This is a genomic window from Streptomyces sp. NBC_01217 (genome assembly GCF_035994185.1).
In the GTDB taxonomy this organism is placed as follows: domain Bacteria; phylum Actinomycetota; class Actinomycetes; order Streptomycetales; family Streptomycetaceae; genus Streptomyces.
The window spans coordinates 2,441,801-2,459,181 of sequence record NZ_CP108538.1; the positions used below are offsets into that span (position 1 = coordinate 2,441,801).

Genomic DNA, 17,381 nt, shown 5'->3' on the forward strand with positions numbered 1-17,381 from the left:
CAGAGGGGCGCGACGGGCGTCCGTCGTTGTCGGTTCCGGGTGGCTCAGCCCTGGCGGGCCAGGTCCGCCGCGCCCACCAGGCCTGCCTTGCCGCCCAGTTGGGCCGCGAGCACCTGGGCGTGCGGGCGCCACTCGCCGCCGATCAGCCAGCGCCGGAACGACTTGCGGATCGGGTCGAGGACGAGTTCGCCCTCGTCCGACACACCGCCGCCGACGATGAACGCGGACGGGTCGAAGAGCGAGGCGAGGTCGGCGAGTCCGGCGCCGGCCCAGCGGGCCAGCTCACGGAACGAGTCGATCGCCACCGGGTCGCCCTGCCGGGCGGCAGCGCTGATGTGCTTGCCCTCGATGCCGTCCACCGTGCCGTCGCCGAGCGACAGCAGGATCGTGGCGCTCTCCGGAGTGGCGTTGGCGCGCTGCTTGGCGTACCGCACGAGTGCGCGCCCGGATGCGTACTGCTCCCAGCAGCCCTGGCTGCCGCAGCCGCAGAGCAGACCGTCCGGGACGACCCGGATGTGGCCGAACTCGGCGGCCACACCGAAGCGTCCACGGCGCAGCTTGTTGCCGATGATGATGCCGCCGCCCAGGCCGGTGCCGAGCGTGATGCAGATGACGTCGTCGTGGCCCTGTCCGGCGCCGAAGCGGTATTCGCCCCAGGCGGCGGCGTTGGCGTCGTTCTCGACGACGACCGGAAGTCCGACGCGCTGTTCGACCTTGTCCTTCAGCGGCTCGTGGCGCCAGTTGATGTTCGGCGCGAACAGCACGGTGGCACGCTTGTCATCGACATATCCGGCGGCACCGATGCCGACGGCTTCGATCTGGTGGCCCTCGCTCGCGCCGGACACGGCCGCCGCGATCGCGTCCACAATGCCTTCAGCCGTCTGCGGGGTCGACACCTTGAACGTCGAGAGGATCTGTCCCTCTTCGTCGACCACTCCAGCTGCGATCTTCGTGCCGCCGATATCGACGCCGATGGTGAGTCCCATGAATCCCTCAGTTTCGGTCGAGCCCCGCTGTGGTCAACGGTACCCGAGCCGGGGACCCGGCCCGTCGGTGCCGGTCAGTCCAGGTCGATGTGTTCGCCTGCGGCGGGGCCTTCGTCACGGGGGTCGGTGGGGTCGCCGGCCTTCTTTTCGGTACCCGCGGGGTCTCCCGCACCCCGGGTCCAGCGGCGTTCCTGGCCTTCCACGGCGGAGCGGTAGGCGGCGAGGAGCTCGCTGCCGGCCGCGGCGATGTGGTCGAAGACGTCCGGATTGCGTTCGATGACGGGCTCGACGGCGGATTTCGCCTGCTTGATGATCTGCTGGACGGTGCCCTGGGCCGCGGCGCCGAGCAGTGGCGTCTGGAGGGACGAGATCTTGTCGGCCACGGCGTCGACCAGCTTGCGCAGCTCCTCGGCGGCGGAGCCGGGCGGCGGGCCGTACTGGGCGCGGCGGCGGGCCTTCTCCGCTTCGAGGTCCTCGGCGCAGGCCTTCGCCCACGCGTCGTCGTCGACGGGACGATCGGTGGCTTCGCTCATGGCGGACTCCTGCGACGTGGTGGGCCTGCGGCCCGGCACACGGGACGCGTACTACCGACGTTACCCGAAGCGTGACGCGTCGTTCAGCTGGTGCGGGGCCACAGACCGGGGTCCGGCGTGAACCTGACCCGGAGCACCCCGTCGGTGAGGGCGGCGCCGGAGACGGTGCAGCGGCGCAGCCCGGACTCCAGGGGGACGATCCGGTGGAACGGGCCCACGGTCAGGAGCAGTTCATTGCCGCGGCGCACCAGCTGGAGCTCCGACTTCACTGCGCCGGGCAGGGGCAGGCACCAGACCAGAACGCGGTCGCCGTCGAGGCCGTCCGGTTCCTCGATCCACCAGGGGTCGTCGGCACGGCCGGGGCGCCGCTGGTCCAGTCCAGCGGCGAGTCCGTCGCTCTCGAAGAGGCCGCCGCCGACCCCGGTGTCCAGGAGGGCGAGGTCGTCCGGGCCCCGCGGGTCGCGGCCGAGGTGGGGCACTTCGCACAGGGCCGCCGCGGGCGCCCATTCCTCGTACCAGCGGCCGAGGGTCTTCTCCTGCTGCGCGGCAAGGGCCGCGAACCAGGGGTCGGCGGAGTGCCTGGGCAGCACCCGGTTCACCGCGAGGGTGTCGACGCGCAGTCCGTGCAGGGCGAGTCCGGTGCGGGCGGTGCGCAGGGCGCCCTCGGCGGCGGGGCCGGGCTCGGCGACCAGCCGGAGCGTGGTGTTGCGGTCCTCGATCAGCGCCTGGACGGCGGCCAGCTCGGCGTCCCTGCGGGCGGCGGCCTCGTACAGCCACTGGGCGGGCATGGGTACGCCGGCGAGCTGGGCGAGCATCGGGCGCAGGGCGCGTGCGGCCTGGCGTTCCTGGGGCAGCAGCCGGCGCAGATAGCGGCGCAGCTGTTCGGGCAGGGCGAGTACGGCGAGCGCTTCGCGCAGCGGCGGCAGGTCGACGACGAGGAGTTCGTAGCCGTGGTCCGACCAGTCGCCCCCGGCGGCGCGGCGCAGGGTGTGCAGGAGGGCGAGCTGGTCGCTGCCGGGGAGTTCGGTGAGTTCCTCGCCGTCCAGCCGGTTCCCGCCGAGCAGGTCGAGCACACCGGACGCCTGGTCCTGGAGCGCGAGGAGTTCGGCGCGAAAGTGTGCGCCGGAGTCGATGCGGGCGGACCACAGGCCGTCGGTGACCTCGGCGGGTTCCGTGCCCGGGGGGAAGCCGGCTATGGCGTCGGCGGAGAGCAGCAGGGTGCGGCGCCCGCGGCGGGCCGCGGCCAGCGCGGTCGCTGCCGCGACGGTGGTACGGCCGGCGCCGCCGGGGCCGGTGACGAGGACCGTACGCACCGGGTCAGGCCTTCGGAACGGACTCGACGCGCTTCTTCAGGCCGGCCAGGGCCCGGTCGATGATGACCTTCTCGGCCTTGCGCTTGATCATGCCGAGCATCGGAATCTTGACGTCGACGGTCAGCCGGTAGGTGACCTCGGTGCGGTCGCCGTCGCCGAGCGGGGCCAGCGCGTAGGAGCCGTCGATGGCCCGCAGCATCTGGGACTTGACGAGGGTCCAGCTGACCTCGTAGTCACCGATCCAGGTGTACGCGAGGGTGTGGTCGTCCTTGATCGCTCCGGCGTCGAGGACGAGCCGGACCTGCTCGGCGCGGCCCCGGTCGTCGGTGGAGAGGACCTCGGCCTCCTTGACCTCGCCGGTCCATTCCGGATAGCGGGTGAAGTCGGCGATCACTCCCATGACGTCGGCCGGTGCCGCCTCGATCGTGATGCTCGAGCTGGTGTGTTCAGCCATCGCCGTGGCTCCTCCAGTGCGGTGTACCGGTGCGTCGGCAGAGGCCTGCCGTCAGAAGGCTATCGCGTGTGTGCGGCGCATCGTCCCAGGGTCCGGTGCGGGTGTCACCACTCCAGGGCCCAGGGCCTGCCGGTGGACGCGAAGTGACCGACGTTCACGCATTCGGTGGCGCCGATCCGCATCCGGCGGACCAGCGGCTGGTGGACGTGGCCGAACAGCGCGTACCGGGGGCGGATCCTGCGGATGGCATCGAGCAGGGCCCGGCTGCCGCGTTCGAAGCGGCGCGCCACCGTGTCGTACGTCAGCTCCGGGACCTCGGGCGGGATATGGGTGCAGAGCACGTCGACCGGGCCGATCGCCTCGATCTTGGCGGCGTACTCCTCGTCGCTGATCTCGTACGGGGTGTTCATCGGGGTCTTCAGGCCGCCGCCGACGAAGCCGACCACACGGCCGCCGATCTCGACGCGGTCGCCGTCCAGGACGGTGGTGCCCGGGCGCGCGTACTCGGGCCACAGGGCGGGGATGTCGACATTGCCGTAGGTGGCGTACGTCGGAGTGGGGAAGGCGGCGAAGAGCTCGGCGTACTGCTTGCGCACCGCCGAGACGATCGCGGCGTTGCGGTCCCTGCCCGCCCACAGGGCGCGGCCGAATTCGCGTGCCTCCTCGAAGCGGCGGGCGGTGCGCAGTTCGACGATCCGGTCGGCGTTCTCCACGCCGAAGAGGTCGGGGAAGATGCCGCGCGAGTGATCGGCGTAGTCGAGGAAGAGCACCAGGTCACCGAGGCAGATCAAGGCGTCGGCGCCGTCCCCGGCGCGGGCCAGGGCCTCGGTGTTCCCGTGCACGTCGCTGACCACGTGAATGCGCGTGCGCGGCACGGTCGGGGTTCCTCGCCTGTTCGGTCCTGCTGGCATGACGATCACCCTAGAACTCCGCTGTCCACCTGGGTAGAGGCCCCCGGACCTGCGACGACCTCCGGCCCGTAACCACGGTGGACTACTGTGCGCCCAAGGATCACGATTGTGTGTGACGCACAAGACATCTGGCCGGAGCCCCCTATCGGGAACCCCGTACCGGTGGGTAACGTCCGGGCAGTCCAGTCGTGCTCACCCCACTGAGCACCTGCCAATCTTGGACCGCATCCGGTGCGTCACACAGAGCCGTGGCACCGGAGCCCGATGAGGAGCAGCAGTCTTGCGCGAGTTCAGCCTTCCGGCCCTGTACGAGGTCCCCTCGGACGGCAACCTGACGGATCTCATCCGCCGCAATGCCGCTCAGCATCCCGATGTCGCGGTGATGAGCCGCAAGGTGGCGGGTGTGTGGACCGATGTCGACGCCACCCGGTTCCTGGCCGAGGTCAGAGCCGCTGCCAAGGGTCTGATCGCCGCGGGCGTCGAGGCCGGCGACCGGGTGGCCCTGATCTCCCGCACCCGCTACGAGTGGGTCCTGCTCGACTTCGCGATCTGGAGCGCGGGCGCCGTCACCGTCCCGGTGTACGAGACCAGTTCGCCCGAGCAGATCCAGTGGATCCTCGGCGACTCCGGCGCCACCCTGTGCATCGTGGAGACCGAGGCGCACGAGGCCTCCGTCGTCTCGGTCGAGGCGAATCTGCCGGCCCTGAAGGGCATCTGGCGGATCGAGGACGACGCGGTCCGCCAGTTGTCGGCGATCGGCGAGGACGTCTCGGACGAGACCCTCGACCTGCGGATGACGAGCGCCAAGGCCGACGACCCGGCCACCATCGTCTACACCTCGGGCACCACCGGCCGCCCCAAGGGCTGTGTGCTCACGCACCGCAGCTTCTTCGCGGAGTGCGGCAACGTGGTGGAGCGGCTGAAGCCCCTCTTCCGTACCGGCGAGTGCTCGGTGCTGCTCTTCCTGCCCGCCGCGCATGTCTTCGGACGGCTGGTCGAGGTGGCCTCGGTGATGGCCCCGATCAAGCTCGGCTGCGTACCGGACATCAAGAACCTCACCGATGAACTGGCCTCCTTCCGGCCGACGCTGATCCTCGGTGTGCCGCGGGTCTTCGAGAAGGTCTACAACTCGGCGCGTGCCAAGGCGCAGGCCGACGGCAAGGGCAAGATCTTCGACAAGGCCGCGAACACGGCGATCGCCTACAGCCGCGCGCTGAGCACCCCTCAGGGCCCGTCCACGGGCCTGAAGTTCAGGCACAAGGTCTTCGACCGGCTGGTCTACAGCAAGCTGCGGGCCGTGCTCGGCGGACGCGGCGAGTACGCGATCTCGGGCGGCGCACCGCTGGGCGAGCGGCTCGGCCACTTCTACCGCGGCATCGGCTTCACCGTCCTGGAGGGCTACGGCCTCACCGAGACCTGCGCGGCCACCGCCTTCAACCCGTGGGACCGGCAGAAGATCGGTACGGTCGGCCAGCCGCTGCCCGGCTCGGTCGTGCGGATCGCCGACGACGGCGAGGTGCTGCTGCACGGCGAGCACCTGTTCACCGGCTACTGGAACAACGAGGCGGCGACGGCCGAGGCGCTGGCCGACGGCTGGTTCCACACGGGCGACATCGGCACGCTCGACGAGGACGGCTATCTCGCGATCACCGGCCGCAAGAAGGAGATCATCGTCACGGCGGGCGGCAAGAACGTCGCTCCCGCGGTGATCGAGGACCGGATCCGCGGGCACGCCCTGGTCGCCGAGTGCATGGTGGTCGGCGACGGCCGCCCGTTCGTCGGCGCGCTGGTCACCCTGGACGAGGAGTTCCTGGGCCGCTGGGCCGGGGAGCACGGCAAGCCGGCCGGCTCGACGGTCGCGTCGCTGCGCGAGGATCCGGAGCTGCTGGCCGAGGTGCAGCGGGCGGTGGACGACGGGAACGCCGCGGTGTCCAAGGCGGAGTCGGTACGCAAGTTCCGCGTCCTGGCCGCCCAGTTCACCGAGGAGGCGGGCCACATCACGCCGTCGCTGAAGCTGAAACGGAATGTGGTGGCGAAGGACTTCGCGGACGAGATCGAGTCGATCTACCGGGGCTGACCCGCAGATCTACCGGGGCTGACCCGGAGTATGTGAAAGGGGGCCCGCACGGCACAAGTGCGGGCCCCCTTTCACATACCTCGCTCACCCGGGTTCAGAGCAGTGCCCGGAGCCGCTCGGCCATCAGGTCCCAGCGCCACTTCTCCTCGACCCAGGCCCGCCCGCGCTCCCCCATCCGCCGCCGCAGCTCGGGGTCACGGAGCAGGGTGACGATCCGGTCGGCCGACTCCTCCGGGGAGCCGCCGTGCACCACCCACCCGGTCTCGCCGTCGAGCACGGCGTCCGGCGCACCGCCCGAGTCGCCCGCCACCACCGGCAGTCCGGTCGCGGACGCCTCCAGGAAGACGATGCCGAGGCCCTCCACGTCGAGCCCGCCGCGACGGGTGCGGCACGGCATGGCGAAGACGTCGCCCGCGCCGCAGTGGGCGGGCAGCTCGTCCCACGGCACCGCCCCCGTGAAGCGCACCGATTCGGCGACCCCCGTCTCGGCGGCCAGCCGCTTCAGATCCTTGTCGTACGGTCCGCCGCCGACGATCAGCAGCACCGCGTCGGGCACCTGCGCCAGGATCGCGGGCATCGCGAGGATCAGCGTGTCCTGGCCCTTGCGCGGCACCAGCCGTGACACACACACGACTACGGGCCGGTCCGAGAGCCCGAGCCGGGCCCTGATCAGGTCTCCGCCGGAGTCCGGGTGGAAGGTCTTCTCGTCGACGCCGGGCGGCAGCTGGACCATGCGGTCCGCCGCCTCGGGGCTGAGCGCGGTGGCGATCCGGGAGCGGGTGTACTCGCCCAGGTAGGTGATCGTGTCCGTGCCCTCACCGATCCGTCGCAGCAGCTGCCGGGCCGCGGGCAGTTGCGCCCAGCCCGCCTCGTGCCCGTGCGTGGTGGCGACCAGGCGGCGGGCACCGGCCCTGCGCAGCGCGGGAGCCATCAGCCCGAGCGGGGCCGCGGCGCCGAACCAGACGGAGGTGCAGCCGTGCACGCGCAGCAGCTGCACCGCGCGCCGGGTGACCCCCGGGGTCGGCAACAGCATCGTCGTACGGTCGCGGACCACGGTGAACGGCTGCTCGGCGTCGAAGGCCGCGGTGGCCGCGAGGCCTTCGGGGCTCCGCTTCCAGGTGGAGGCGTACACGACGATCTGCCCGGGGTCCAGACGCAGTGCCATGTTGTGCAGAAACGCCTGGATGCCGCCGGGGCGGGGCGGGAAGTCGTTGGTCACGATCAGGGTCTTGTCCATCGCGGCCGACAGTACCCGGCGGCCGGGCGGATGGCCCTCGCACGGGCCGGGCGGGCATCATGGCTCCTCGTAGTACCCCCACCAGTGCCCGGCGACGAGACGGATGAGCGTTCATGACGGGATCGACCGGAGCACGCCTCGCTCTCGCGGTGTGGGCCCTGACCAGGGTCGCGCTGCTGCTGTGCGTCACCAAGGTGCTCACGCTGCCCGGGCCGGACGTGACGAGTGACGTCTCGGTGATCTACCACGGCTGGTCCGAGGTCCTGAAGAGCGGTACGTACCCGCAGTCCGACGTCACCTGGCAGTACCCGCCGCTGGCCGCGCTCGCGATCCTCTCCCCCGCCCTGCTGCCGTTCCTGGACTACGCCTCGGCCTTCTTCGTCCTCGCGTTCCTGTGCGACGGGCTGGTGCTCGGGCTACTGCTGTACGCGGGCCGCAGGACCGGCCGGCGGGCGGCGGGCGCCTGGGTGTGGGTGGCGGGGGTGCCGCTGCTCGGTACGACCGCGTACGCCCGTTACGACGTGATGGTGACGGCGGTGGCGGTGGCGGCGCTGCTGGCGGGGGTGCGGCATCCGCGGGTGCTGGGGGTGCTGGCCGCCGTCGGTGCGCTGCTGAAGGTGTGGCCGGCGCTGATCCTGGCCGGTACCGCGCGCGGGGCGTGGACGCGCCGGGCGTGGACGGCCGCGGCCGTGACGGCGGCCGGGCTGCTGGCGGTGTGCACCGTGGCGATGCCCGGTGCGCTGGCCTTCCTCGGCTTCCAGCGCGACCGGGGCACCGAGGTCGAGTCGCTGGGGGCGCTGGTCTTCCATGTGTGGCGGCAGTTCGGCTGGGAGGGCCGGGTGGAGCTGCACTACGGCTCGCTGGAGTTCCTGGGACCGCAGGTACCGCTGGTGAGCACGCTCGCCCTCGGTCTGTCCGTCCTCGCCTTCGGCTGGCTGCTGGTGTGGCGGCTGCGGGCCCGGGACTTCAGGGTGAGCACCCCGGCCGACGCGGCGTTCACCGCGGTGCTGCTGTTCACCACGACGAGCCGGGTGATCAGCCCCCAGTACATGCTGTGGCTGGTCGGTCTGGCGGCGGTCTGTCTGGTCTTCCGCGACAGCCGGATGGCGCTGCCGGCCTCTCTGGTGCTGCTCGCCACGGGCGTCACCCAGCTGGAGTTCCCGCTCGGCTTCGTCCATGTGGTGACCAGTGATGCGACGGGCGTGACGCTGATGTTCGTGCGCAACGGCCTGCTGGTCGCGGCGACGCTGATCGCCTGCCGTCGGCTGTGGCGGCAGACGGTGTCCGGGGCGGTGGGCGAGATCGGGCGGCCGCCCGCCGCCCGGTCGGGCGCGGGTCGTGAGACGGAGCCCGTCGGCTCCTGAGCCGCGCCCCGCGCTCGGCCTGGCCGTGCGCCGCGCTCAGCCGAGCCGGGAGCGCAGATACTCCCGCCAGCGTGCCGTGAAGTCCTGCGGGGTCGTGGCCAGCACCTCCTGCATGGCCTGCTCCACCGCTCCGTCCCGCCCCGAATGCCCTCCGACGGCCCGGTAGAAGGCGAACAGCCTCTCCTCGCCCCAGTGGTCGGCGATCAGCTCGCAGGCCAGCCAGGCGCCCTCGTACGCCTTCGCCAGGCGCGTGGGGTCGCCCGTGAAGCCGAAGTCCTCGTCCGTGGGGAGTACGGCGGGCAGTTCGCCGCGCAGCACTGCGTCGGCCAGCTCGGGCGCGGCCTGTGCGGCGGTACGGTCCTCGGCGCGGTAGGCCGCCCAGTCGGCGAAGCCCTCGGAGAGCCAGGCCGGGGTGGCGGCCGTGGTGCGGGTGCGGGTGGCGACATGGGTGATCTCGTGGGTGAGGACGATCCGCTGCCCGAAGCCGCCGAGCGTGCCGTACGCCTGCGGGTTGACGATCACCCGGTCCGCGGGTGCCCGGTCCGTCCCCCCGGTCCGGCCTGTGGTGACGGCCGCGATGCCCCGGTAGTTCGCCGCCGGTGACGCCAGCAGTTCGCCCATGTCCTCCACGGTGTGCGGTACGAGCACCACCACGCGGCCCGCCCAGCGTTCCGGCCAGGCGCCCGAGACGGCGGGCACCGCACGGTCCGCGGTCGCGGCGATCCGGCGCAGCTCCTGCTCCGTGCGGCCGACCCCGAGGACGAGGCTGTGCTCTGCGCGTACCGCCTGGACATCGCCCTGCTGCCAGAGCTGCCGGCCGCCGCCCGAGTCCGCCCGGTCGCCGACGATGTACCAGCGGCCGTCCGCGCCGTCCCGTCTCAGATCGAGCACCCGGTCCGCGACGACCGGGGCGGTGTCGTAGCCCTTGATCCGGTAGCGCAGCTCGACGTCCGCGGTGGCCCGGTCGGCGCCCTGTCCGCTCACGTCCGTCAGCCGGTACGTCCAGGAGCTCAGCGGTACGTCGGCGAGGTTGGCCAGCTCCCTGCGCTGGGCCGTGCGCAGGGCGGTGGCCCGGGGGTCCACGACGGCCAGATAGGCATCCGTGTCGTGAGCCGTCACGGCGGCCGCGCGGCGGTCCAGAGTGGCGCGGACGGAGCGGGCGAGGGAGGCGGAGTCCGGGGCGGCGTGGTCGTCGGGGACCGCGCAGCCGGAGGCGGACAGCAGCCCGGCGAGCAGCACGCCCGCCGTGCGCCGTCCTGCGATACGTCTCCGCCGTGCGGTACGCCGATGATCAGCCACCCGGTCGAGGGTACGGGTCAGACGCGGGTGACCGAGGAGACGGGCATCATGCCGACGGGGTCGTAGCGCACCGGGGCGCCCGGGTACGGGGCGTGGATCACCTGGCCGTTGCCGACGTACATGCCGATGTGGCCGGCGTCCGCGCGATAGGCGACCAGGTCGCCGGGGCGGGCCTCGGAGAGCGGCACCATGCGTCCCGCGTACCGCTGGGCCTGTGAGGTGCGCGGCAGGCTGACCCCGGCCTGGGCGTACGCCCACTGCATCAGCCCGGAGCAGTCGAATCCGACGGGTCCGTTGGCCCCCCAGATGTAGGGGCGGCCCAGTGCCTGGCGGACCGCCATGACGGCGGCGGCCGCCCGCGCGGAACCGGCCCGCAGTTCGGTCATGGCGGGGAGCGCGTCGTCGCGGCCGGAGCGCGAGGCCCGTTCGAAGTCCGCCCGGACGGCGCCGGGCAGCGCGTCCAGCAGTTGCCTGGCCCGGGCGAGCTTGCGCTCGACGGTCCGCTTGTGACGGCTCGCGGCGGCCCGGTTGCGTTCCAGTTCGGCCAGCGCCCGGGCCGCCTCCGCGCGGGTCTGTGCGAGAGCGTGCCGGGCGTGCCGGGCTTCCTGCACCTCGGCGGCCTGGCGCTCGGTGAGGCGGTCCAGAACGGCCGCACGGTCGAGGTAGGTGTCCGGGTCGGAGGAGAGCAGCAGGGCGAGCGCCGGGTCGAGGCCGCCCGAGCGGTACTGCGCACTGGCCACCGAACCGAGCGCCGTGCGCAGCCGGTTGAGGTGTTCCTGGCCGCGGGCCGCCCGGTCCTGGGCCCGCTTCACCTCGCCGCGCAGCCGGTCGGCGTTCTCACCGGCCTCGTTGTACTGCTCGGTGGCCCGCTCGGCCTCGGTGTAGAGCCGGTCCACCCGAGCCTTGGCGGTCCGGGGCGTGTCCTGCGGGTCGGCGTTCGCGGTGGCCGCCCCGAGGGTGGCGGCAGCGGTCGCCGCCGCGGCCGACAGAACAGTGACCCGGGCGCCCCGGTTGAGGCCGGGCTGTGTGGAACGGCGATGGGACACCACAGGACGCCGCACTTCCTTCCGCTGTACGCAACTGTGCGCAGCCCCTGCCGCCCGGGGCGGGCGGATCTACGACCGGAGCTGCACAGCAGGCAGACAGTAGTCGGGCGATCACGGAGCGTCCAAAGGCGGCAGCGGCCCGGAAGAGTGGCTCAAACGGGAACGCCCCGCCGGTGACCTGTGGTCTCCGGCGGGGCGGACTGTCTGCGCGGGCGCGGGAATTCGCCCGTTCGGGCGTCGTCAGATACGCACGCCGACCTGGAAGGTGCCGATGGTGTTCATCGACTCGTAGCGGACCACCGCACCCGGCTTCGGGGCGTGCAGAACGGTGTTGTTGCCCGCGTAGAGGGCCACGTGCGAGGTGTTGTTGAAGAAGACCAGGTCGCCCGGCTTGAGGGCGCTGCGGCCTATCTGGGTGCCGTCGTTGATCTGGGTGTACGTGGTGCGGGTGATGTGGACGCCGGCCTGGGCGTAGGCCCACTGGGTCAGGCCCGAGCAGTCGAAGGAGTTGGGGCCGGTGCCGCCGGAGACGTACGGCTTGCCCTGCTGGGTGGAGGCGGCCTGGAGGGCGGCGGCGCCACGGGCGGAGGCGGGGACCTCGTTGCCGAGGTCGACCCGGTCACCGGCGGCGCGGCTGGCGCGCAGGTCGTCCTGGCGCATCTTCTCGCGCTCGGCGGCGGTCAGCGTGTTGAGCAGGCGCTGTGCCTCGGCGAGCTTGCCCTGGAACTTCTTCTTCTTCTCGCCGAGCGTCTTGCGCACGTCCGCGAGGTCACCGAGCTTGTCCTGGGCCTCCTTGCGCTCCTGCGCGAGGGCCCGCTGCTTGTCCTGGATCTTCTCCAGCGACTCGGTCTGCTTGGCCGTCAACTGGTCGAGGGCCGAGGCCTCGTCGAGGAAGCTGTCCGGGTCCGAGGCGAGGAAGAGCTGGACCGACGGGTCGATGCCGCCGGAGCGGTACTGCGCGGCGGCGAGCGAACCGAGGCCGCTGCGGAGCGTGTTGATCTCCTGCTGGCCGCGGGCCACCTTGTCCTGCAGCGCGCTGACTTCCTTCTCCAGCTTCTGCTGCTGCTCCTTGGCCCCGTTGAACTGCTCGGTGGCCGTCTCCGCCTCGTGGTAGAGCTTGTCGACCTTCGCCTTGACCTCGCTCTTCGTGGGCTTCGGGTCGGCGTGGGCCGCCTGGGAGGTCAGGGCCACGGCCGCGGCCGCGGTAGCGGTGAGCACGGTCACACGAGCGCGGCTCGGCTGCTTGGGTCGACGGTGGGACGCCACGGAGGCGAGCTCCTTCTTCCTCGAGCCGCCTACCGGGCTGTGGGGACTGAGATCCCCGGCTCCGTGCACGTCACGGACTCGGCGGTTCCCTCGCCGTCACCCCGGATGGGTGATCAACCGTGCGAAGGTTCGAGGCCCGACCCTAGTGACCATCTTGTGATCAGTTCAAATCCTCACAAGAAAAATCTCGTCACAGGAGATACTTCTTTACCCACATCACACAGGGTGTAGCGGTGACTTGACGGTCCGTTCCCTGATTTCCGCCGAGAACCGACAAGTGCCACTAAACGCGCGAAAGGCGCTTCAGGAGCAAGACGGACGCAACGGGCCTGGCACCCGCTTTCGCCACTCCGTCGGCGACTTCGCGGTCGGTGGAGACCACCACGACCGGCCGGCCCGGCGGTTCGGCGCGCGCCAGCTGCCGGATGAGCTCGTCGGCGGTCACTCCGGGCTTGCTGAACAGCACCCGGACCCCGCGCGGCGGTGCGAGCAGCACCGGGGCGGCCAGCTCGGCCCCGTCGAAGACACAGGTCATCTCGGCGCCGGTCTGCGCCGCGAGGACCGCGAGACCGCCCAGCAGCCGCAGCCGCTGCTTCTCCAGCGGCAGCTGCGGATAGCCGGTCTTGGTGACGTTGTAGCCGTCCACGATCAGATGCGCCTGCGGCAGCGCGAGCAACTGGTCGAGCAGGGCCGGATCGGTCTCCGAAAGGGCCCTGGCGGCAATGTCCTTGGGCGACATCCTGCCCGGCTCGACCGCGTCGGCACTGTCGGCGGGGCGGATCGAGGAGGGCGGCAGGGCCAGTTCGCGACGGAGTCCGCTGGCCGCGTCGAGCACGGTGTCCAGCAGCAGCCGCAGCCGCATGTCCTCGACCGAGCGACCCTCCCTGGCGGCCCTGCGGCCCGCCTCCACGGACGCCTCGGCCTCTGAGAGCCGCGCCTTGAGCCGACGGGCCTCGCTCTCGGCCGCGGAGACCTGGAAGGCCGCCTCGGACCGTACGGCGTCGGTCTCGGCCCGGCTGCGGCGCAACGCGGCCTCGCCGCGCTTGACCTCGTTGACGGCGCTGCGCAGTTTGCGCTGAAGGGACTCGGCTTCCTTGCGCGCCACGTCCAGCTCGGCGCGGAGCCTTTCGGTCTCGCTCTTCGTCTGGGTGCGGGCCTGGGCGAGTTCTTCGCGCAGCCGTTCCAGCTCTCGGCGGCTCTCCTCGTCGGCGCGCTCGGCATCGGCCCGCTGGGCCTCCTCACCGGCTGCGGCGACCAGCTTCACCCAGCCGGCCGGGCGCAGCACATAGGCCGCGGCGGCCACGTCGACGGGGTCGGCGGCGGCGGGCGGCGATCCGGCCTCCAGCGCGGCCGTCAGCTCCGGCTGCCCCTCCCTGAGCCGTTCGCCGATGCGCTGCCGGAACAGCGCGTCGCCCTCCAGGGCGGCCGCCATCGCGTTCCCTGCGAACTTGGCGCGCCGGGTCGGGGTGAAGCGGGCGTACTGCCTCAGCTGGGCCGGGAGTTCGGGGACCGTCAGGCCGCCGAACGCGTCCGAGACCAGCGCGACGACCCGTCGCCGTACGCCTTCGGGCAGCGGGCGGTCGAGCGCCTCGACGGCTTCGCCGGCCGCCTCGGCCGACTCGGCGCCGCTAGCGGGCTGCTCCACCATCCGTCACCCCAAATCGTCTGTCCGCGCGGCTCCGTCAGGAGTCGGCACCCGGCCTGTCCACCAGTTCGATCTGATCCACCGCATTGCACCAACGGCAGCGCACCGACTCGATGGTCTCACTGACCACCTCGCGTTCCTCGACGGTGGACTCCCCGGCCAGGTCGAGGTGGACGTACTCGACGACCTTCGAGGAGCGCGTCACGTCGAACCGCGTGAGATTCCCACAGAGCGTGCAGCGCCAGCGGGTCCCGTCGGTCGGCTGGGGAACCGTCGTCATCGTGCGTCCTCTTTCGTCGAGCCTCGTGCCGTCTGCTTCAAGGATCTCGCGGTGCACCGTCGAACTGCGGATGTCCTGCCGTAACCCTACGGCCTCGCCGCATCCCCCCGACACGGCGAGGCGGTCTGTCCCGTTCCCTCCGCTTGCGTCATGCTCTGTTCATGATCGATCGGCGGGCTGCGGCCGACAGATTCACGAGCGGAATGCTACGGACGGTCGCCTCGGGCGGACCGCCGGTGACCCATGCCCTGATCGCCCTGTGCGCCCTGGTCTTCCTGATCAGCCCGCTCTCCGGGTTCAACCCGCCGTCCTCCGGCACCCCCGACGCCCTGCTGGCCGCCCAGGCAGGGTACTTCGAGCGCTGGGGCGTGATCCCGAGCGAGCTGTGGGACGGTTCCGCACGCGCCCTGCTCACCCCGCTCACCGCCCTCTTCGTGCACGGCAGCTGGCTGCATCTGCTCGGCAACATGCTCTTCCTGTACGTGTTCGGGGCGATGGCCGAGGAGCGCATGGGGCATGCCGAGTTCGTCTTCTTCTACGTGACCTGCGGATATCTCGCCCTGGTCGGCTACGCGGCCGCGCACGCCACGTCCGACCAGACGCTCGTGGGCGCCTCGGGGGCCATCTCCGCGGTGCTGGGGGCCTTCCTGTACCTGTTCCCCCGGGCCCGGGTCACCAGCCTGTTCCCGTTCCTCTTCTTCCTGCCGCTGCGCTTCCCCGCCTGGATCGTGCTGATCTTCTGGTTCGTCCTGCAGTGGCTGGCGGTCCAGGGCGCGGGCAGCGGGGGCCCCGGCGTGGCCTATCTGGCCCATGTGGTCGGCTTCGCCCTCGGCTTCCTCTACGCCTGGGGGCGCTACCGGCGTACGGATAGAGTGAAGTCTCCAGCCACGGCCACCGAGGGAGAAAGCCAGCCGTGATCACCGCGATCGTGCTCATCAAAACCAGCGTGGACCGGATTCCCGAGATCGCCGAGGCCATCGCCGCGCTGGACAGCGTCAGCGAGGTCTTCTCGGTCACCGGTACGTACGACCTGATCGCCATGGTCCGGGTGGCCAAGCACGACGATCTGGCGGACGTGATCCCCGGCCGGATCAGCAAGATCCCCGGCGTCGAGGCCACCGACACGCATGTGGCCTTCCGTACGTACTCGCAGCATGACCTGGAGGCCGCGTTCGCCATCGGCCTCGACGCGTAGCCACGCCGCTCGTCACGGCGTAGCACTTCGGCGGGGGACGGGCTCGGCTGCCCGTCCCCCGCCGAAGTGCTACGAGCCGCTCAGAGCTGCGCCGCTCCCCGGTCCGGGACGCAGCGGCCGTCCTCGGTGCGGTACTTCCACCGCGCGCCCTTGCTCACCAGCTCCTTGACCGCGCGGACGAAGCGCTCGATGTGCTCGTCCGGCGTTCCGGCCCCGAAGCTCACCCGGATCGCGTTGAGCGACCGCTCGCCCGGCTCGGCCTCCGGTGCGCCGCACTCGCCCGGGTCCTGCGGGTCGCTGCCGAGCAGGGTGCGCACCAGCGGGTGGGCGCAGAACAATCCGTCGCGGACCCCGATGCCGTACTCGGCGGAGAGTGCGGCGGCGAAGTGCGAGCTGTTCCAGCCCTCCACCACGAAGGAGATGACGCCGACCCGCGGGGCGTCGTCGCCGAACAGTGAGAGCACCTTGACCTCGGGGACGTCGGCGAGACCGGCCCGGACCGCGGTGACGAGGTGCTGCTCCCGGGCGACGAGGTTGTCGAAGCCCGCCTCGGTGAGCGCCTTGCAGGCGGAGGCGATGGAGTACACGCCGATGACGTTGGGGGAGCCGGCCTCGTGGCGGGCGGCGGTGGAGTGCCACTCCACGTCCACTCCCCCGTCGGTGCGGCGGGCGACCTTGCGCGAGGCGCCGCCGCCGGCCAGGTACGGCTCGGCGTCCTGCAGCCAGTCGGCGCGGCCCGCGAGGACACCGGAGCCGAACGGCGCGTACAGCTTGTGTCCGGAGAAGGCGACCCAGTCGACGTCCAGCTCGGTGATGTCGACGGGGTGGTGCGGGGCGAGCTGCGCGGCGTCCAGCACGATGCGGGCGCCGTGGGCGTGCGCGGCGGCCGCCAGCTCCTTGACCGGCCACAGTTCGCCGGTGACGTTGGAGGCGCCGGTGACGCAGACCAGCGCGGGACCGTAGGGGTCGCGGTCGGCGAGCGCCCGCTCCAGCGTCTTGACGGCCTGGGCCGGGGTGCGGGGAGCGTTCAGATAGGTCACCCGGGCATCGCGCCACGGCAGCAGCGAGGCGTGGTGCTCGGTCTCGTACACGAAGACCTGGCAGTCGGCGGGAACGACGGCGGCCAGCAGGTTGAGGGAGTCGGTGGTCGAGCGGGTGAAGATCACCTGGTCCTCGGCGCGGCAGCCGAGGAACTCCGCGACCGCCTTGCGGCTGTTCTCGAAGAGGTCCGTGGAGAGTTGCGAGAGGTACCCGGCGCCGCGGTGGACGCTGCCGTAGTACGGGGCGTACGCGGCGACGTCGTCCCAGACCCGCTGCAGGGCCGGGGCGCTGGCGGCGTAGTCGAGGGCCGCGTAGGTGACTTCACCGCCGGTGACCAGCGGAACCGTTACATCCTTGCCCAGAACCGGCAGAGGGGCACAAAGCGACTGGTCGGCGGCGGTGGTGAGGACAGACATGGCGAACTCCCGTAAGGGGCAAACGAATCGCATGCGCCGGCGGATACGCGGCAGCGCAGCGTGAAGTGAAAAAGGGTGTGCGGAGGAGGGCCGGAAAAGCCCTATCGCATTCGCGTGCTCACAAGAGACTCCCTAGGGACCAGGACCCCGGGGGCTGGCATTCACAGATGCCGAGGGGCCCGCGCTTGCCGCAGACCTCGCTGCCTGCGGCCTGGTCTTCACCCGGGGCACCCCGCCACGGACGGAGGGTTGCCGGACAGCGGGCCGGGGCCGTAGTCGCTGTCACTCATGACCTGCCCAGCATCTTGCCATACGTAC

General features: G+C 71.6%; 16 protein-coding genes and 1 riboswitch. Of the genes, 4 read left to right on the forward strand and 12 right to left on the reverse strand.

Annotation, left to right across the window (positions count from 1 at the left end; all coding sequences use genetic code 11):
* Nucleotides 1-44 precede the first annotated feature (44 nt).
* The 5 genes from OG507_RS10650 to OG507_RS10670 all read right to left on the reverse strand — a co-directional run bounded on the left by OG507_RS10650 (nucleotide 45) and on the right by OG507_RS10670 (nucleotide 4,197).
* Nucleotides 45-986 (reverse strand): ROK family glucokinase, encoded by a 942-nt coding sequence (locus tag OG507_RS10650; RefSeq protein ID WP_327366930.1) that lies wholly within the window; start codon nucleotides 984-986, stop codon nucleotides 45-47.
* A gap of 74 nt (nucleotides 987-1,060) precedes the next feature.
* Nucleotides 1,061-1,519 carry a DUF5304 domain-containing protein gene (locus tag OG507_RS10655; protein ID WP_327366931.1) on the reverse strand — a complete coding sequence of 153 codons (459 nt, stop codon included), beginning with the start codon at nucleotides 1,517-1,519 and terminating at the stop codon, nucleotides 1,061-1,063.
* A gap of 83 nt (nucleotides 1,520-1,602) precedes the next feature.
* Complete coding sequence (locus OG507_RS10660; RefSeq protein WP_327366932.1) at nucleotides 1,603-2,832, reverse strand: ArsA family ATPase; 1,230 nt, start codon at nucleotides 2,830-2,832, stop codon at nucleotides 1,603-1,605.
* Nucleotides 2,833-2,836: 4 nt separating this feature from the next.
* Entirely contained in the window at nucleotides 2,837-3,286 is a 450-nt protein-coding gene (locus tag OG507_RS10665; protein ID WP_327366933.1) for an SRPBCC family protein, read from the reverse strand.
* 104 nt (nucleotides 3,287-3,390) lie between these two features.
* Nucleotides 3,391-4,197, reverse strand: a complete 807-nt coding sequence (locus OG507_RS10670) for a metallophosphoesterase family protein (RefSeq protein ID WP_442810958.1) — start codon at nucleotides 4,195-4,197, stop codon at nucleotides 3,391-3,393.
* A 280-nt stretch (nucleotides 4,198-4,477) separates the two neighbouring features.
* Between OG507_RS10670 and OG507_RS10675 the strand changes: the two genes are divergently transcribed.
* Nucleotides 4,478-6,274: an AMP-dependent synthetase/ligase gene (locus OG507_RS10675; protein WP_327366935.1), complete on the forward strand. Its 1,797-nt coding sequence runs from the start codon at nucleotides 4,478-4,480 to the stop codon at nucleotides 6,272-6,274.
* 94 nt (nucleotides 6,275-6,368) lie between these two features.
* On the opposite strand, the gene OG507_RS10680 is transcribed toward OG507_RS10675, so the two are convergent.
* Nucleotides 6,369-7,511 (reverse strand): glycosyltransferase family 4 protein, encoded by a 1,143-nt coding sequence (locus OG507_RS10680; RefSeq protein WP_327366936.1) that lies wholly within the window; start codon nucleotides 7,509-7,511, stop codon nucleotides 6,369-6,371.
* Between the two features lie 113 nt (nucleotides 7,512-7,624).
* Here OG507_RS10680 and OG507_RS10685 point away from each other — a divergent pair, with 113 nt between their 5' ends.
* Nucleotides 7,625-8,875, forward strand: coding sequence for a glycosyltransferase family 87 protein (locus OG507_RS10685; protein WP_327366937.1), 1,251 nt, complete (start codon nucleotides 7,625-7,627; stop codon nucleotides 8,873-8,875).
* Between the two features lie 36 nt (nucleotides 8,876-8,911).
* Here OG507_RS10685 and OG507_RS10690 read toward each other — a convergent pair whose 3' ends face one another.
* From OG507_RS10690 to OG507_RS10710, 5 genes are all read right to left on the reverse strand, one after another.
* Nucleotides 8,912-10,174, reverse strand: coding sequence for a hypothetical protein (locus OG507_RS10690; RefSeq protein ID WP_327366938.1), 1,263 nt, complete (start codon nucleotides 10,172-10,174; stop codon nucleotides 8,912-8,914).
* A 17-nt stretch (nucleotides 10,175-10,191) separates the two neighbouring features.
* Nucleotides 10,192-11,223: a C40 family peptidase gene (locus OG507_RS10695; protein ID WP_327366939.1), complete on the reverse strand. Its 1,032-nt coding sequence runs from the start codon at nucleotides 11,221-11,223 to the stop codon at nucleotides 10,192-10,194.
* A 237-nt stretch (nucleotides 11,224-11,460) separates the two neighbouring features.
* Complete coding sequence (locus OG507_RS10700; RefSeq protein WP_327366940.1) at nucleotides 11,461-12,486, reverse strand: C40 family peptidase; 1,026 nt, start codon at nucleotides 12,484-12,486, stop codon at nucleotides 11,461-11,463.
* A gap of 283 nt (nucleotides 12,487-12,769) precedes the next feature.
* Nucleotides 12,770-14,131: an NYN domain-containing protein gene (locus OG507_RS10705; RefSeq protein WP_327371927.1), complete on the reverse strand. Its 1,362-nt coding sequence runs from the start codon at nucleotides 14,129-14,131 to the stop codon at nucleotides 12,770-12,772.
* A 37-nt stretch (nucleotides 14,132-14,168) separates the two neighbouring features.
* Nucleotides 14,169-14,411: a hypothetical protein gene (locus OG507_RS10710; RefSeq protein ID WP_327366941.1), complete on the reverse strand. Its 243-nt coding sequence runs from the start codon at nucleotides 14,409-14,411 to the stop codon at nucleotides 14,169-14,171.
* A gap of 161 nt (nucleotides 14,412-14,572) precedes the next feature.
* Here OG507_RS10710 and OG507_RS10715 point away from each other — a divergent pair, with 161 nt between their 5' ends.
* Entirely contained in the window at nucleotides 14,573-15,328 is a 756-nt protein-coding gene (locus OG507_RS10715) for a rhomboid family intramembrane serine protease (RefSeq protein ID WP_327366942.1), read from the forward strand.
* The gene (locus OG507_RS10720) at nucleotides 15,325-15,606 is read left to right on the forward strand and encodes an Lrp/AsnC family transcriptional regulator (protein ID WP_093543818.1); all 282 of its coding nucleotides are present in this window, start codon (nucleotides 15,325-15,327) and stop codon (nucleotides 15,604-15,606) included. Before OG507_RS10715 ends, OG507_RS10720 begins: the two co-directional genes overlap by 4 nt.
* An 80-nt stretch (nucleotides 15,607-15,686) precedes the next feature.
* Here OG507_RS10720 and OG507_RS10725 read toward each other — a convergent pair whose 3' ends face one another.
* A complete protein-coding gene (locus OG507_RS10725; RefSeq protein WP_327366943.1) occupies nucleotides 15,687-17,063 on the reverse strand; it encodes an aminotransferase class V-fold PLP-dependent enzyme in 1,377 nt (458 codons plus the stop codon).
* 176 nt (nucleotides 17,064-17,239) lie between these two features.
* A riboswitch (SAM riboswitch) is annotated at nucleotides 17,240-17,357 on the reverse strand.
* Nucleotides 17,358-17,381: the final 24 nt, after the last annotated feature.